Below are 17,142 nucleotides of genomic sequence, written 5' to 3'. Positions count from 1 at the left end.
AAGGGGTGCGGGAAAAGGCATTATTTACGCCTTTTCCCGCACCCCTATCTTTCTTCATTAATACATCCAAGTTGCGCCTACAATAATTAACAAGATAAATAAAACGACAATGAGTGTAAAGCCACCCTTATATCCATGACTCATTCATACATTCCTCCTTCAAAAGGCCTTCATTTTAGCAACAAGTATTTATTTCGCCTACTAGCTAATTACTACGCCCAAGCAGCACCAACAATAATTAATAAGATGAACAGCACGACAATTAGCGCGAAGCCGCCGTAATAACCGTGAGACATATTCATTCCTCCTTAATCACTTGATTACTAGTATGCTATGCAACAAAAATAAAATTGGTATAGGCATTTTACTTATTTTGTACTCTCATCCACGGTGACTTTATAAGTGCATTGTTCAAACATTGGAAAAACACCCCTTTTTGAATATCCTCTAAACTGAAGATTGTTTTTCAATTAAATACTTAATATGCTATAGTTATGATTGTGCTCATTAAAAATTTAGCAACAAGTATAGAGGAGTGGTGAATCGTGTCCAAACGATTATTGTTCACATTAGGTATAGCTGGTATGGTCGCTCTTAGCGCCTGCAATACGAATGAAGCCTCTGAAGGCGATGCAATCGTTGAAATGAATGATATGGTGATTACAGAAGCAGAATTCGTTAGTGAATTAAAAGAGAAATATGGTGAGACTGTCCTTTCTGAAATGGTTCAAACTCAACTTCTACGTTCAGAAGCAGATGCATTAAATATTACGGAAGCGGATATTAATGATGAGTTAGAGTCATTAAAACAAGAATTTGGAATCGAAGACGATGAACAGCTGTTACAAATGCTGCAAATGCAGTTCCAGTTTCCGATATCTACAATTGACCAGTTGAAAGATGAAATGATTTTACCTCAGCTAGTCCTTACAGAGTTATCAACACAGGGAATTGACATTACTGAGGAAGATATGCAAGAGTACTTTGAAGAAAACCAAGAACAGCTTGAACAAGTAAAAGCCAGCCACATCTTAGTTGAAGATGAAGAGACGGCAAATGAAGTCATGGACAAGCTTAATGCAGGTGAAGACTTTTCAGACCTTGCGGCAGAATACTCAATGGATGGTACAGCAACTCAAGGTGGAGATCTTGGATTTTTCGGTCGAGGTCAAATGGTTGCAGAGTTTGAAGAGGCAGCATTTAACCTTGATGTTGGTGAGTTGAGCGAACCGGTTGAATCTCAATTTGGATTCCATATTATTAAGCTTGACGACCGAAAATCATCTTTTGAAGAACTTCAAGAAGACATTCGTGAGAGGCTAGTACAACAGCAAGCAAGACCAATTGAAGAAGTACAAGCTGAGCTATTCGAAAATGCAAATATTGATATTAAAGACCCACAATTTGAAAACCTATTTTAAACAAAAAACGGCAGGAGCTCCTGCCGTTTTATTATTTAAAATTCTTATTCAGGCAATTGTTTTCGTCGCGCCCTCTCAGCCTCAATTCGCTTCATATACACTTCCCCCTCTTGCTCAATCCACTTCTGTTCTACTCTTTTTTCTTCTAGTGAAAATTTAAATGATAAATATCCACTTGCAATAATGCCTATAATGACAGCATACACCCAAATCGGTGTTGTTTGAAAGAAAGCTGCCACCGGTGTAGATGAGACTAGAAAAATAAGTGCTAACAAACCAAGCGCTGCTGCTGCCGAAGCTTTTATGAGTTTTTGTTTGTCCAACTCAATCCCTCCTAACTAGACAAGCTATTTCTATTACTATATGCAGCCGTCTAGTAAGGTATGTCTATGAAATCTATTAAACATCCAACGGTTTTTCATGAAAGCTTGGCTTATAAAACGAGCGGTTGTCTAAGGCACGAACTCGCTCCGAGAATTCCCCAGGTTGTACACGTTCAAGTGCTCTGTCCATCATGTTCATTTTCGCATCAATATTATCAATCATGTGCAAAATTTCAGCTTCACGAATTAACGGCGCTTTCGGACTTCCCCATTCTCCTTTTGAATGGTGACTTAAGACAAGATGTTGTAACAGTAACACCTCTTCACTTTCTATGCCTAATTCATTTGCCGTTTCAACAATTTCAGTGACAATAATTGAGATATGTCCTAATAACTTTCCTTCAATCGTATATGATGTATCAATTGGTCCAGATAACTCTCTCACTTTACCAAGATCATGAAGAATGACACCTGCGTAAAGAAGGTCTGTATCTAACGAAGGGTAAAGAGCAGCAATTGATTTTGCTAGTTCCAACATCGATACAACATGATAGGCAAGTCCAGATACAAACTCATGGTGATTTTTCGTTGCAGCCGGAGACTCTAAAAACATCTTTTCATGTTTTTTTACTAAATGCCTTGTGATTCGTTGAATGTTTGCATTACTTATATCAAAGATAAACTGGTTGATCTGACTTAACATCTCTTCAGGATCAAGAGGTGCTGAACGGACAAAATCAGCAACCTTTACATGATCAAGAGCGGTTGTTGGACGTATACTTTTGATTTTTAATTGGTTTTTACCGCGATACTCAGATACATCACCAATAATATGAACAATTGATTTGCTAACAAATGTAGCCTCATCCTCAGGAGAACAAGACCAGAGTTTTGCCTCTATCTCACCTGTATGATCACTCAAGATAATCGTTAAAAAAGGTTTTCCATTACTTGCTACACCTTTTGTAACTGATTTTATTAAAAAATAGCTTTCGAGACTCTCACCTACATGGTAATAAATAATTCCCTTTCTCATTCTTCCCACCTCTAGAGTTAGACTTTTCTTTCGTTTTATGAACAATATCTTGCTCGCCTTAAAAGTATAGCATAAACATAACTCGCTCACTGTCATTGTTTAGGAGAAAAGTAATACAAGGTGTTATACCCTATCATCCTTAGCTTCTTTTGGTAGCGCTAATTTAAAGCATACACCATCGTCCTTGTTTTCAACAGAAGGATAGCCACCATGTAGTTCAGCAATCCGTTTGACAATCGCTAATCCTAACCCGAATTGTCCTTTAATCCCCTTATGAAAGGGATCAAACAAATAAGGCAAATCTGTCTCTTCAATTTTATCACCGTTGTTTTCCACTGAAATGATGACATGCTCATCTGTCAATGCAGCCTTAATCCAGATCTTATCCAATGCATACCGAAGTGCATTTTCAACTAAATTCTCCAATAATACTTGTAATTGTTCATAGTCACCAGTAAACGTTACATCTGAACCCTCTATCACAAACGTAACGTCTTCCCTCTGAACTTTAAAACGTTCCTCCAGTTGATAGGCAATCGCTCCGAAAACAATTTCTTCACGATTCGGCGTCTCTTCTTTTAATGAATCAAGCTTTGTGTAGTAAATCATATCCTTCACTCGTTTTTCCATACGATTGGTTTCTTCAACAATAACATCCATCGTCTGCTCGATGTTATCCTTTGGCAAAATGCCATCTTTGATTGATTGGGCATAGCTTTTTATCACCATAATCGGTGTTTTTAATTCATGAGAGGCGTGCTGGATAAATGTCTTTTGCGAACGATCATATCGTATTAAATTTTGACGCATCATTTCAAACTGATTTGATAGTTTTTGGAAGTCTTCGTCTCCCTCCCAATGAAACGGCTCCTGCCAATTCCTCTTTGAAATTTGTTCAAAGTGGTTTCCTAATACCGTCAAAGGCTGGCGTAAATAACGCTTTAACCATATCACTGGAAGTAAACTTAATACACCCGTTAACAACAGAATGTAGACAAGACGTTCCCATAAACGGTTTACCATTTGGTCACGGTAGGTGTCCCACATATAAGAAATTTGATAAGCTTCTTCCCGTTGGGTGCTAGTCATCTTTGTAATGACATAAAAGAGTGTAGCCCCTCGATAAGTAAGCTCATAGCGTCCCCTCATCTCCTCTTGAGCATAGGCATTTTCGCCCATCTCCTGTAAGACCTCATTAGGAACAGGATCGCCGCGCAATGTTCCATACTGGTTTAACACAAATAAGTGCCCGACCGAACGTTCAGCATCACGCCGTTCAATGAAATCTAATTCTGATTGTGGTGGAGAAAAATAATCACTATAAGGATTGGCATGTCGTGCTTGTTCCTGTTCAATGATCCGGTACGTTTCCTCCGTTAATGTCTCATTTATAGAAATCGGATAGATCACACTAATTAAAACACCAACCAAGACGATTAATGAGATAAACGACAACCATATACGTTGTGTTAAATGGACTTTAATCATGAAGAAAGAATCCTATACCCATATCCATATAACGTTTCTAAATGAATTCGTGGCATTTTTTTTCGAATTCTCCGGACGACATCATCAACCGCACGCTCAGAACCATAATAATTTTCGCCCCAAACGTGTTCAATAATCTCTTCTCGAGAAAAGGCTTTGCCAACTTGTTTAGTCAGCAATAAAATTAAGTCCATTTCCTTCGTCGTTAAATCAACAAGGTCCTCTCCACCATCTTTTGCATCGACGACAGTTCTTCCTTCTGCATCGATCACATACTCATTCAATTCAACTTTCTTCGGATCCTCCTGTGCTGAGCCATAGATCCGTGATAATAGTTTTTTTGCACGTATGACGAGTTCTTGTGGTAAAAATGGTTTCGCCAAATAATCATCACTTCCCATTTCTAATCCAAGCACTCGATCCAAGTCTTGATCACGTGCAGAAATAAAAATCACAGGTGTGTCATAACGCTCTTTGATCGCCTTTAATAGCGTATACCCATCTGTACCAGGTAACATAATATCTAATATCCATAAATGTGGAGCATCATCAATGGCAGCAAGTGCTTGATCTCCTTCAGCAAAGGTAACAATCCTCCACCCTTCTTTCTCTAGATACGCTTTTAGAACTTCGGACAAATTCTCTTCATCTTCTACTAAATGAATCACATATTCACTCATTACTACAATCCTTTCTACTGTAGTGTTTATCAACTAGATTCGTGCCCACTTCGAAACATCCTGTCATTTATCAAAAACGACCGCAAACTTCAAATATTAGTATGCGGTCGTCACCTCTATTACATATATATCATGTTTGCATAGCTATACTCAAATTAAATTTCACCTAAGCGATGAACGTCAGCCTGCTCAAACAACGGTAACAAGTGGTGATGACATGTAAAAAAGATCACCTGATGGCGCTTAGCCACCTCATCAATCACTTCAATAGCTGCTTTCGTACGTTTTTCATCAAAATTAACTAAGATATCATCCATGATCATTGGATTCGGAGAGGAAGATTCATAAACTGCAGCAAGTGCAAGCCGAAGTGACAAATAGAGCTGCTCAGCTGTTCCTCGGCTAAGTTCATCCGGTGTAAACCTGAGTCCATCTCGCCTTTCAATAATAAACCTCTCTTCGCCAATCGGTGCAAATACCTTTGTATACTCACCTGAGGTCATCTTAGCAAAATAATGTCCTGCTTGCTGAATGACTTTTGGTTGACGTTCGTTTTCATAGATCACTTTCGTTTCCTTGATTAACTGACTTGCTACACTATACAATGCCCATTTTCTCGCTTCATCATTAAATCCTGCTTGTTTCGTTTCAAGAAGCTGAAGGTGGTACGAATAAGATCCTCCTTTTTCTAGTTCCTCGATTTGATGAATAAGCTTTGCTCTCTGGCGATTGTATTGCTGCTCTTCATTCTCGAATGTCTCAATACGTTCTTCTAGTTGACGGATTTGTTCTTGGAGCTCCCCCTCATTCATATCCCTAATTTCCGCTCCTTTTTGCTCAATATCACGATCACGAGGAAGGAAGCGTTTTATTTGATCATTGACTAGGGCAAGTCGTTGGCAAATCGCTTCATGATCTTGCTTCGCTTTTCCTTTGAGACGATAGTGATCTTCAGAATGAACCCCGGCATGAGCAAATAATGACTCTACTTCTGTTTGATAATAATTGATTTGATCATTGACGATGGCGTAATGATCTTCTATATCCCTTCGCTCACTAAGCCATCTTTGTTGGCGACGTCGTGTGTCTTCCTCCCTTTCAACAAGTTGGAGCATGTACTCAACGAGACGATGGTGCGATGTTTGATAACGGATACCTAACTGATTACATACATACTGAACCTTCTCACGTTCATTCTCTATTTCTGTTGCTATCTCCCTTGCTTGTTTTTTTGTTCGCTCAATCGCTCTAACGAACCGCTTTGCTCTTTCCACAAGTTCAAAAACGTCTAGATACTGATCTGCCTGAAGGTTTGCCGGGAAGCCATTGCGCTCTGCCCAATCATCGATATCGTTATAAATGCTTCGTAACCGTTTTTCTAATTCCTCACAATGCAAAAGTGTGTTTTTATATGCCTGTTGTTCACTAGATTCACTCATTTCCAGGACATGAAGCTGCTGACGAAACTCGGTATCCTTCGCTAATAAAAATTTTCCATGTTCAAGATCATCCCTATCAACAGATGGAAACTCCTTGGCTACATTGCTTTCAATGATTTGCTTTTGTTTTTGCAACTCTACAGCTAAGTTTTCCGCATGACTCTCCCTACGTTTCATTGTGAGAGTACCTATGAATGCAATCACTACTAAGAGACCTCCAGTCAACCAATCTCCTAAGTAAAAACGCCAGACCGAGGTCGCAACTACTCCAACAAGGATGAACCAGACCAACAACGAAATTTGGCTAAATGGTCCTTTCCCCTGTTGATTAAGTCGTTGTTCTAGGCTAGTAAGTGCATTCTCAACATGCCTCTGATCAGCGTTATTAGCCCGATACGCATGCTGCTGTTGTTCAAGTTTTTCCCTTTCTGCATTTGGGATTATTTGGATCTCTAATTCCTTGATTTGCTGCTTCACTTCTTTAAGTGATGCGCTGCGTTTCTCGAGCTCCAGTTCATAAAACTCTAGCTGCTGTCGCGTCCGACGTTCATCATCTAGCAACCCTTTCAATTGGTCCTTTACCGTAACACTTGTTTCACATCGATTGATTTTTCCATCGTTCCAACTCTTTCCTAATTGTTCAAGAGAAGCACTCAGTTCTTCCTCATCTGTTTCGACCTTCTGCTTTAAAGCTCTTAACTCTTCCTGACGTAAATCATGCACGCGTAAATTCTCTTTTATTTGATCAATCTCTTCTTTATACGATAAGACATCATCATGAAGGGTTAGCTCATTCACCTTCTCATCGAGGTCCTTCATCTTTCGCTCATATTCAATTTTCTCTGACTGTGACGTTACCAATTTATCTTTAATGAGCTCTAAGCGATTCAAACCATCCTCTGGAAATGGTGCATGCTCAGGTAATCTTGCTAGACGTTGCTTGAGCTCTGCACGCTCTGCAAAAAGTGGTTGAAGTGTACGATCAATTTCTAATTCACGAATTCTCGCTTTCTGTTTATTTTTGTTTTGACTCACTCTTACAAGTTCATGTTCAATATCTTTTACTTGAGCAACAATCATATTATAGTGATCGTGTTTGTCTTTCCAATCATTTATCGTTTGAGTCAGTGACTCTAAATCCATTAGTTTTTGATTCAAAGATGGCCGTTTTCCATTCGGTTTAAATAACTCTGTTTGTTGTTTCTCAAGTTTTTTTTCTAAACTAATCATCGACGTATTCCCTGTCATACCAACACCATATAAATAATCAGACAGCTGCCCTGACTTTAGTTGATTCATCCCTTGTAGACCGGTTAAATCAAAAGAAAAGATTCCTTCAAAAATAGAACGATCCATACCTACAAACAGTTTTGGTAAGGCCTCTTCTCCTTCAATGGTGCCATCTTCAAAATAAACACGGACTTGTCCAGTCGCCTTCCCTTTTACTCTCTCAATAGAAACCGAACCATACATGTTCGTCTCTAATGTGATCTTACCGCCATAGGCTGTTCCTGTTTTCGGTTCAAACCTCAATTCCTTTTGTTGTTTTGTAGGAAATCCAAAAAAAACAGCACGAATAAAGGCCAACAAGGTGGATTTCCCGACCTCATTTTCACCATAAAAAACTTGAATGGAAGGAGAAATGGTATCAATGATCACATCTTCAAATCGGCCAAATCCATAAATATGAAGGCGGGTGATTTTCATTGTTCATCCTCCTTCAACAGCTCTGAAATGATCAACGCTTCTGCTTCCTCAATGAGCCTTTCTTGCTCTTCAGATGACAATGCTTCGAGGTAACGCTTAGCTCGGCGGTGTTTATATAATTGTGCCGTTGCTTTTGTGAAAAAATCCTGATCTTGTTTACGTTGATCAACAACACCAATAAAGTCACTAATTATATGGTCTTCTTGACGAAAACGATCACGATCCCACGCTATCGTTGTTTGGCGCTGGTAAGAAACGATCCATACAAATGAATGATGACGCTCCTCCCGATCATTTAATTCATTCAACCATTCATGAACTTGCTCTTCATCTGCTAAAACAGAATGAAGAGGACCATGACCTACAAATGTGAAGGTAAGCATGACACCATGACCCCGTTCACGGTTAGACTCAACGGCTTCTTCACAACGGTCGATAATCTCTTGTACCGAGTCGACTCCGGTTATTGATACCTTGGTATTTTTCCAGATAATATCTGCTGTTGCCACAAACTCTGTAGCCATTTTGCTTTCTGATAGATGAACGACTACACAACCTTTTTCACCAATTTCCTTGCGATTTCGACCTTGAATATTTCCCGGGTAAAGAATTGTCGGATCAAGTTGTTGATATTGATGGATGTGTCCAAGCGCCCAATAATCAAATTCCTTATCAAGTAATTCCTGAACCGAGAAAGGAGCATAAGGATCATGCCCCTTACTTCCTTGCGCTTGACCATGAAGCAAACCAATATGATATCTTGCTCCCGTTTTTTTCGTATACTTCTTTGATATGTTTTCTATAACTTCTCGTCTCGGGTAACTATAACCATATATATGAGCTAAAACGTCGCCACCTCTGCCATACTCAAACACTTCAACTTCATCTCGAAAAAAATAAACATTGCTTGGCCAATCAAGCCGTGCCCATCTCCCTGATAAATGATCATGATTGCCATGGATCACGTACACAGCAATATTGGCTTGCTCGAGGCGCTTCATTTCAACTTTCAAACGAGATTGGGCTTTCAGACTGCGATCTTCGCCATCATACAAGTCGCCTGCAAGCAAAACAAAATCTACCTCTCTTCTTATTGCTTCATCAACAATACGAGTAAAGGATGTAAAAGTGCTATCTTGTACACGTCGAAAAATTCGTTCCGGTAAATGCGATAATCCTTGAAAAGGACTATCTAAATGCAAATCGGCAGCATGAATAAATTGTAAGTCAGCCATTTGCACCTTCCTTTCTCTTTGAATAATTACGTTCAATCGTATGTATCCTTATTTTACAAGATATCTTAGTATGTGAACAGACGTTCTCCAAAGAAAAAGTTGAATGATATTCCTTTTTAAATGAAAGTAAATATTTAAATTACAAAAAATATTGCAATAGTGTATACATACTATACTGACTTATGCGATAATTATGAAAAAATATAAGTGAGGGGAATTATTGTGACCACAACTAAGAAATCTGTCATTATCGCCGGTGGAGGTATTGGCGGGCTTATTACTGCCTTAAAACTTTACCGCGTTGGTGCGTCAGTGCAGGTGTTTGAAAGTGTACAAGAAATACGAGAATTGGGTGTTGGGATTAACCTTCTCCCACATGCCGTACGTGTATTAACCGAGCTCGGATTAGCGGATGAACTAGAGAAAACAGGGATACAAACAGCAGAATTAAGATATTTTTCTAAATTCGGCCAGCAAATTTGGCAAGAGCCTCGTGGTCTTGCTTCCGGATATAAATGGCCTCAATACTCGATACACCGCGGAAGACTGCAAATGATTTTATATCAAGCTGTGAAAAGAGAATTAGGGGAAGATGCAGTGATCACTGGACACCACCTTAGCTCTTTTGACCGTTATGATGATCGTGTTGACGTGCACTTTACGGACCGAAAGACTGGTCAAAAACTAGGAACCTATCAAGCTGATATGCTGATTGCTGCAGATGGCATTCACTCTGTTGTGCGAAAGTCATTTTATCCAAATGAAGGCGATCCGAAATTTAGCGGGCGCATTTTATGGAGAGGGCTAACCGAGTCATCGACATTTCTTACCGGTAAAACGATGATCATGTCAGGATATCAAGACCAAAAGTTTGTCGCTTATCCGATCTGCCCAAAGACGCTCGCAGAAGGAAGGTCACTCGTTAATTGGATTGCTGAATTAAATATTAATGACGGTGCACCCCCACGTAGTGATTGGAATAAAAAAATCGACAAACAAAAGTTTGCTCCAGCCTTTTCTAATTGGAAGTTTGATTGGCTAGACATTCCTACATTAATCGCAGAAACCGATGATGTTTATGAATTCCCAATGGTTGACCGCGACCCATTACCACAATGGAGCTATGGACGAGTGACATTACTAGGTGATGCGGCACATCCAATGTACCCCATCGGGTCTAACGGAGCATCTCAAGCGATCCTTGATGCTGATGCTTTAGCAAAGGCAATAGCGGAAGAAAATGATGTAATAAGTGCCCTTCGTGCTTATGAAGAAGCCCGTCTTGAGCCTACCGCATCAATTGTTAGAAGCAACCGACAAAATGGTCCGGAAAGTGTGATGCAAATTGTCGAAGAACGCGCACCTAATGGCTTTGAGAATTTAAACGATGTAATTTCCCAAGAAGAACTTGAAGATATTGCAAATAAATATAAGAAGATTGCTGGTTTTGATAAGGAACAATTGAATAAAATCAATGCATAAAAATATCACATTTCAATCATTGGCTAGTAGACTAATTTATACGAATAAGGAGTAAGTCATGGCACTATATAAACGAAAAAATGGAGAAGAACTCCCTTACTGGCCAATCGGTCCTTTTAAATTCAGGCTTCCGCTCATCCATTATAGATTGGAATTGCCTGAAATGATCCAGGGATTTGTTCTCTTTTCTATAGGGTTAAGTATCATTCCTGTATTAGAAAATCATGTTGGCATGTCCTATGATGCGGCACTTGCCGTCGTTATCGTATTTCATCTTTTGATGTTAATGCAGACGGCATTAGGAACCCCGTTTGTTCCAGGGTTAATTACACCATTGATCCCGCTCATCATCATTTTTTTAGGCGACTTTGAACCTGGTCCCGAGGCGATTCAAGCCCTAGTCGCTGTGCAAATCTTAGTTGCATTTATATTTTTAATTTTAGGAATTACCGGGCTCGGAAAAATCATTGTTCAGAAACTATCATCATCCCTAAAAGCAGGGATATTAATCGGGGCAGGGTTAGCGGCTTTAATAGGTGAAATTCAGCCCGGAGGAAATCTCGCTGAAACTCCGATATCACTGATTATTGGTGGAGCTATTTGTTTGTTTATGATGTTTTCAAGCTTCTATAAATCGTTATACAATAAAAGCCAGATTGCTAGAGCAATTGCCAACTTTGGAATTATGCCGGCGATTTTAATTGCCATTTTTATCGGTTGGGTCGTAAAAGAATATCCATCACCTTCTATCGAGTGGGGAATCACGATTCCAAACTTTGCAGAAATGTGGAACTATACGCCTTTTGTCGTTGGTTTTCCTAGCTTGGAAATTTTTATGATTGCGATCCCGATTGCCATTATGGGATATATTATCGCTTATGGCGATATCATTGTAGGAACAACTCTTGTTGAGCGTGCCGACAAAGTGAGAAAAGACGAGATTATTGATTATGATGTAACAAAACTGCACCTTGTTGCTTTTTTAAGGAATTTTGTTCATGGACTGTTTGCCCCACATGCAGGCTTATCGGGCCCCATATTTACAGCTGGAACCGCTTCTGTGGTTGAGCGGTATACATATGGAAGAAAAGCGATGGAGTCTATTTATTCGGGTACAAATACGCTTGTTATTTCACTAACATTAGGGTGCTTCATCCTTCCTTTAGTGACCTTGTTTCAGCCCTTCTTACCCATTGCACTATCGATTACTATGATCTTAACTGGCTATTTGTGTATTACTCTAGGATTGAGCTATGTTAAAACGGACATCAGTCGAGGCGTTGCAATGATCACAGCGATTGTATTAGCTACATACGGGGCAGCACATGCCCTAATTGTAGGGATCGTACTCTATTTCATACTTGAAAGGAAGCAAAACGATAATAGTCAGTCTGAAGATAAAGCGGCATAGATAAGGGAGAGTTAAACGATGGTTACCCATATTGTACTAATTAAATTTTCAGGAGCAGTAACAGATGCTCAGGTGGATAAGCTTATTGATAAAACGTTAAAGTTAAAAGACGAAATCCCTGGAATCATTGAGATCCAACAAGGTCGAAATTTTTCTAATAGAAGCCAGGGATATGATGTCGGAATGACAGTGAAATTTGAGAACAAACAAGCGCTTGAAAACTTTGGACCACATCCGAAACACCAAGAAGTGGTAGCGTATTTAAAAAATGAACTCGGCTTAGAAGATATAATTGTTGTAGATTTTTAACAAACTTGTAGTAGCTGGGACATAAGACACCTGATTCACAATGGAAATGTCCTTCATAAAGCCGATGAAGGACATAGGAGGCCTGATTCACGTTGGAAATGTCTTTCATAAAAATAGTTAAACTATTTTTGTCGGTATAGCCACATCTTCAACCGAACGGATGCGTTAGTTGAACCAAAAAAATTAAATACTACGTAGAAAAACGCTCAGTGCAAAATCTTGAGCGTTTTAGTTTGCTAGTTATGATCATACTGTGAAATAGAGTTTGAAATGTATGGCAATTATTGTGCCATTTCTAATGTCGGTAGCATTTTTTCTCTCCCAAAACTAAACCCTTTACCTTTTCCCAGACTTTTTTTCGATTGCTTTCAGACAGCGTAACCGACAGAATTGTGATCAAGCAGCTAAAAAAGAAAAAGTCCCACGGTGAGTATCAACTCTCCACGTGAGACTAAGAACTATCTTACTGTCGCTTCTCAATAATATAAACCAGGGAGCAAAGCTAAAGCAGCTAAGGCCGTTAATGGCAATACGAGTCGTGATATCGGCGAATAAGGATATGGGGAGTAAGGATAGCCATAAGGCGGGAAGTAACCATAAGGCACCCCATACCCAGGAAATTGTCTTGTTTCTTGATCCTCACGATGCATAGATTGATTAGGAACTGCTAAATAAAGATAATGAGGGTCAACGTGCTCGACAATGCCTTGAAACGTTTGGTTATCTACTGTTTGGACGGATACAGGCTGATTTAAGTAATGATTACCCAATGTATACATTTGTTGCTGTTGATGCAAACCGATCTCCTCCTTTACACCATCACTCTATTCATCCAATAGGCGTTTGGTTACTCCCATTTATGATTTTTACGGGAGGGATGTAAAGCCATTATCCTATAAAGGCGGTCGTTTCTCATTTTTTGATATAACAATCGCTCGTTTCACATCCTTGAACGAAGAAGACTTCCCATATAATAAAACACCGCCACGATAAACTCTCGCACCAATACCTGCAAAAAACAATATCGTAACAATTAAAATACTAATACTTGCAGCTACCTCCCAGAAAGGTACTTGTAGCATCCCTACACGTAGAAACATAATCATCGGTGAGAAGAATGGTATAAATGATGTGAACGTGATTAATGACGATTCCGGGCTTCCTAAGCCGAACATTGCAATAATAAACGCAGCGATAACTAATAAATTAAGTGGTGCAATCATTTGATTTACATCCTCAATCCGACTCACTAACGATCCAAGCATGGCTGAGATTGTAGCATAGAGCAAATAACCTAATAAGAAGAAAAGCAATGCATAGAAGATCGTTAACGACGATAGCTGCCCAAGACCCATCGCCTCATAGAGACTATGATCGACCTCTTGCTCAAAACGATTGCGAATAGAGACATATCCTACTCCGATGATCACCGCATATTGGGTCAGCCCTAACAAAGCAACTGCAGCTATTTTCCCAAACATTTGCTTTATTGGTGATACGCTCGAAATTAAGATTTCCATGACTCGAGACGACTTCTCCGTTGCCACTTCAGTCGCAATCATATTTCCATAAAACACAACCGAAAAATAAATAACAAACAACAACACGTAGACTAATACACGGGCTTGATTTAGTTCTTCTTCCGATTTTGCTCCTTCTTGTAGCGCTACTCTCTCAAAGTCCACAGCTCCAAACATTTCATCCACCTGGGTATCATGCAAGCCGAGTTGTTTTGTCGCAGCTGCTATTTTAAGTTGTTGTAATGCCTGTTCAACCTGCTGAGGCACGACAGCTTCAGCTACGATATTTGCTTTATAGACCGCTTGGGGCAGCCCTGACGCCGAGGTTGTGAGTTGTAAATACCCATCAAACTCCCCATCCCTTACTGCATCCTCAGCCCTCTGTTCCGTTTCAACATAGTGAACAAGCTCAATACGGTCCTGGACGGGCTCAAGTTGCCTCTCTAGCTTATCTAACCACTCACCATCCCTATCTGTCACAGCGATGATGTTGCTTTGTTCTTGCTGTTCAAAAAGCGTAATGATCTGCTGTAAATTCGTCACACCTAAAACCAATAAAGCTGTAATTATTGTTGTAATGATAAACGATTTTGATTTTAAACGGCTGATATATGTATGAAATAAAATCACAAAAAACTTATTCATATTCAGTACCTACTCTTTCAATAAAAATATCATTTAATGATGGTTCTTCTAATTCAAACTTTCGAACAAAACCAAAACCTGATATTGCTTGAAAAATATGTTGTGATACTGATTCATCTGCAATTTGCAGGATCGCACCTTCTTGCGTTTCTCTATAGTGTAATACCCCTGCCATTTCCTTTAGAAATTCTAGTGAAAAATCGGCGTGGATCATCACATTCTTTTTTCGATGCGATCGTTTCACATCGCGCAGATTTCCATGAACAACCGCTTTTCCCTTGTGCAGGATGCACAGATGCTCACAAAGCTCTTCGACATGCTCCATCCGATGGCTAGAAAATAGAATGGTCGTCCCCTGCTCTTTTAAAGCAAGTACCGCTTTTTTTAAAAGCTCGACATTTACCGGATCTAAACCGCTGAAAGGTTCATCAAGAATAAGTAATTCAGGCTTATGGATGACCGAGGCAATAAATTGAACCTTTTGTTGATTTCCTTTTGATAATTCTTCAACCCTTTTGTTCGCATACTCTGGTACATGAAACCGATCTAGCCATAATTTCATTTCATCAATAACTTGACGTTTCTTCATTCCTCTTAACCGACCTAAGTAGACCAATTGATCGACCACTTTTAGCTTCGGATATAGTCCACGCTCTTCAGGTAAATAACCGATTTTTTCATTCATACGTTTAGCGATTGTTTGGCCATTCCATGTAATTTCACCTTCGGACGGATCAAGTAGCCCAAGAATCATTCGAAATGTCGTTGTCTTTCCTGCTCCGTTTGCTCCTAATACACCAAACATTTGATTACGCTGAATCTCTAACGTGAGTTGGTCAACAGCCGTTACATTTCCATATTGTTTTGTAACATGATTTATTCGTAAACTCATGAGAACACCCCTTATTGACAGAAAACACCTCTTTCTATCATACACTGTAACGTTCTCCTTGAGATTGCTTTCTGAAAAATTTCCTATGGTAGTTTTATAACTGGTACCCTAATTCAGGAAAATCGTGAACATATTGCAAGGATCACCGAAAATAAAATTACCATGCAAAAAGACTCCCATTTTGGTAGTTTATCTACCAAAATAAGAGCCTACAAATCACGCTCATGGTCTTAGGTTCATAGGAGAGTAACACCATTTTTCTATTCTCAATGACTCGTCTTAGTAGACAAAATCCGAAAGCTCCCTTTACTTATGATGCTCACTTAGATAACGATGCGGTCACCTGAAAAAACGATTATAGATAATCACTAACCCAAAGATAAGAATTCCCAGTCCATGTTTCATCCAAAATTTCTTACGTTCTGCTTTAGGATATGTAAATATACCTATATATACAAGACACATCCCTATACCAGCAATGGTGAAAAAGACTGTCCATCCCGTTCTTACAGTAATATAATCATGATTACCACCTAAATACGAAATAACAAGTAAGCTAACAATCATAAATATTGCATAATACTTAACAATCTTATTCATCGTTTTTGAACGAACAAACTTAATTTGCATCGAATTACCCCTTAATTATTTTGTTGAATGTTTTTCTACCCATTCAACGCTTTTATCAACACTTCTATCTAATGGTTCACTGATCTTCTTATTACTCTTAATGTACAAAAAACTAGTCATAAAGATTGTCTGTACGGAGCAACCACAGCCATTACAATTCTTAAACTGTTACTAGTTAACAACTTTGTTAATTATTATAATTATGTCATTTTATGTCAATAGACTAAATTCTTACGTCAATCGCGGCTTAGCTGTTGGAGAAAACACCACTGACTAAAGACTGATAAAAATGGACAAATACCAACACATGTGCAACAATCCTAAAAACAACGCCCCCGTATATTTATAGGAATTAAAGATGTTTTTTTATAAAGTCTAACGCCCAAAAAATTAGGAATAATTATCCATCACGAAGACAGTCTTTTTTCATAGTTTTTCCTAAATGAACAAAAGTAGGGATTGTCCATTTCTCTCAAATTTCACAACAATTCTAGCTCTATAGAAAGTTTCACATGAAAGCAATGCTTAAAATGAGGTGGGAGTACTACTACTTTTTACGCTCTCAAGAGCATATATTTGAAGAAGAAGGTTGTCCTATTCCCATATATGTACAAATTTTTATTGAGGAACATCAACCCTCTCTAGTATAATTAGTTTAAGTGACTTGTCTTTCTATTCAGACTTTTGGTATTAGACTTAAAAATAAGGGGGCATTGAAATGAATCAGTATACGTTAACGGTTTACGATCCATCAGGTGAAAAACTTTTAGAGGAAACAATCGAAGCAGAAAATGATGATAAAGCAAAAGAACTCTGTGAGCAACGTTTAGCAGACGAAAATTATAGCAATCATACAAGTCGCATGACACGATCGGGAAAATTAGTCCACTTCCACCGATAAAAAAAGGTGCCATGAAAGGTATC

The 17,142-nt window shown here is 38.9% G+C and carries 17 protein-coding genes; 5 read left to right on the top strand and 12 right to left on the bottom strand.

Translation table 11 applies throughout. The annotated features are described in order from the left end of the window. Positions 1-57 precede the first annotated feature (57 nt). Both KH400_RS02435 and KH400_RS02430 read right to left on the bottom strand, forming a co-directional pair. Complete coding sequence (locus KH400_RS02435; RefSeq protein WP_217222071.1) at positions 58-144, bottom strand: YjcZ family sporulation protein; 87 nt, start codon at positions 142-144, stop codon at positions 58-60. Between the two features lie 68 nt (positions 145-212). Continuing rightward, complete coding sequence (locus KH400_RS02430; RefSeq protein ID WP_217222069.1) at positions 213-296, bottom strand: YjcZ family sporulation protein; 84 nt, start codon at positions 294-296, stop codon at positions 213-215. A gap of 249 nt (positions 297-545) precedes the next feature. Between KH400_RS02430 and KH400_RS02425 the strand changes: the two genes are divergently transcribed. Beyond that, positions 546-1,421: a peptidylprolyl isomerase gene (locus tag KH400_RS02425; RefSeq protein ID WP_217221611.1), complete on the top strand. Its 876-nt coding sequence runs from the start codon at positions 546-548 to the stop codon at positions 1,419-1,421. Positions 1,422-1,465: 44 nt separating this feature from the next. Here the strand turns inward: KH400_RS02425 and KH400_RS02420 are convergent, their stop codons facing one another. From KH400_RS02420 to KH400_RS02395, 6 genes are all read right to left on the bottom strand, one after another. Continuing rightward, entirely contained in the window at positions 1,466-1,744 is a 279-nt protein-coding gene (locus tag KH400_RS02420; protein WP_281418629.1) for a sporulation YhaL family protein, read from the bottom strand. A 76-nt stretch (positions 1,745-1,820) separates the two neighbouring features. Then, on the bottom strand, positions 1,821-2,780 hold the full coding sequence (yhaM, locus tag KH400_RS02415) for a 3'-5' exoribonuclease YhaM (RefSeq protein ID WP_217221610.1): 960 nt from the start codon (positions 2,778-2,780) through the stop codon (positions 1,821-1,823). A gap of 123 nt (positions 2,781-2,903) precedes the next feature. Then, entirely contained in the window at positions 2,904-4,268 is a 1,365-nt protein-coding gene (locus tag KH400_RS02410; protein ID WP_217221609.1) for a sensor histidine kinase, read from the bottom strand. Beyond that, on the bottom strand, positions 4,265-4,948 hold the full coding sequence (locus KH400_RS02405) for a response regulator transcription factor (protein WP_217221608.1): 684 nt from the start codon (positions 4,946-4,948) through the stop codon (positions 4,265-4,267). The genes KH400_RS02410 and KH400_RS02405 overlap by 4 nt, the downstream gene beginning before the upstream one ends. 155 nt (positions 4,949-5,103) lie before the next feature. After that, positions 5,104-8,094, bottom strand: coding sequence for an ATP-binding protein (locus KH400_RS02400; RefSeq protein WP_217221607.1), 2,991 nt, complete (start codon positions 8,092-8,094; stop codon positions 5,104-5,106). Then, the gene (locus KH400_RS02395; protein WP_217221606.1) at positions 8,091-9,365 is read right to left on the bottom strand and encodes a metallophosphoesterase family protein; all 1,275 of its coding nucleotides are present in this window, start codon (positions 9,363-9,365) and stop codon (positions 8,091-8,093) included. The genes KH400_RS02400 and KH400_RS02395 overlap by 4 nt, the downstream gene beginning before the upstream one ends. 186 nt (positions 9,366-9,551) lie before the next feature. Between KH400_RS02395 and KH400_RS02390 the strand changes: the two genes are divergently transcribed. The 3 genes from KH400_RS02390 to KH400_RS02380 are packed head-to-tail and all read left to right on the top strand — an operon-like array spanning position 9,552 to position 12,531. Next, on the top strand, positions 9,552-10,811 hold the full coding sequence (locus KH400_RS02390) for a flavin-dependent oxidoreductase (RefSeq protein ID WP_217221605.1): 1,260 nt from the start codon (positions 9,552-9,554) through the stop codon (positions 10,809-10,811). 58 nt (positions 10,812-10,869) lie between these two features. Next, positions 10,870-12,222 carry a xanthine/uracil/vitamin C permease gene (locus KH400_RS02385; RefSeq protein WP_217221604.1) on the top strand — a complete coding sequence of 451 codons (1,353 nt, stop codon included), beginning with the start codon at positions 10,870-10,872 and terminating at the stop codon, positions 12,220-12,222. 18 nt (positions 12,223-12,240) lie between these two features. Continuing rightward, positions 12,241-12,531, top strand: coding sequence for a Dabb family protein (locus KH400_RS02380; protein ID WP_217221603.1), 291 nt, complete (start codon positions 12,241-12,243; stop codon positions 12,529-12,531). A gap of 476 nt (positions 12,532-13,007) precedes the next feature. On the opposite strand, the gene KH400_RS02375 is transcribed toward KH400_RS02380, so the two are convergent. The 4 genes from KH400_RS02375 to KH400_RS02360 all read right to left on the bottom strand — a co-directional run bounded on the left by KH400_RS02375 (position 13,008) and on the right by KH400_RS02360 (position 16,218). Further along, positions 13,008-13,328: an LSm family protein gene (locus KH400_RS02375; RefSeq protein WP_217221602.1), complete on the bottom strand. Its 321-nt coding sequence runs from the start codon at positions 13,326-13,328 to the stop codon at positions 13,008-13,010. Between the two features lie 96 nt (positions 13,329-13,424). Next, positions 13,425-14,696 (bottom strand): ABC transporter permease, encoded by a 1,272-nt coding sequence (locus KH400_RS02370; RefSeq protein WP_217221601.1) that lies wholly within the window; start codon positions 14,694-14,696, stop codon positions 13,425-13,427. Next, positions 14,689-15,588 carry an ABC transporter ATP-binding protein gene (locus tag KH400_RS02365; RefSeq protein ID WP_217221600.1) on the bottom strand — a complete coding sequence of 300 codons (900 nt, stop codon included), beginning with the start codon at positions 15,586-15,588 and terminating at the stop codon, positions 14,689-14,691. Before KH400_RS02365 ends, KH400_RS02370 begins: the two co-directional genes overlap by 8 nt. A gap of 339 nt (positions 15,589-15,927) precedes the next feature. Continuing rightward, positions 15,928-16,218, bottom strand: coding sequence for a hypothetical protein (locus KH400_RS02360; protein WP_217221599.1), 291 nt, complete (start codon positions 16,216-16,218; stop codon positions 15,928-15,930). A 718-nt stretch (positions 16,219-16,936) separates the two neighbouring features. Between KH400_RS02360 and KH400_RS02355 the strand changes: the two genes are divergently transcribed. After that, positions 16,937-17,119, top strand: a complete 183-nt coding sequence (locus KH400_RS02355; RefSeq protein WP_217221598.1) for a YhzD family protein — start codon at positions 16,937-16,939, stop codon at positions 17,117-17,119. Positions 17,120-17,142: the final 23 nt, after the last annotated feature.

The sequence above is a fragment of the Desertibacillus haloalkaliphilus genome (assembly GCF_019039105.1).
Classification (GTDB): domain Bacteria; phylum Bacillota; class Bacilli; order Bacillales; family KJ1-10-99; genus Desertibacillus; species Desertibacillus haloalkaliphilus.
The sequence above is the reverse complement of the archived record's forward strand: the minus strand, read 5'-3'. Positions and strand labels throughout refer to the sequence as shown.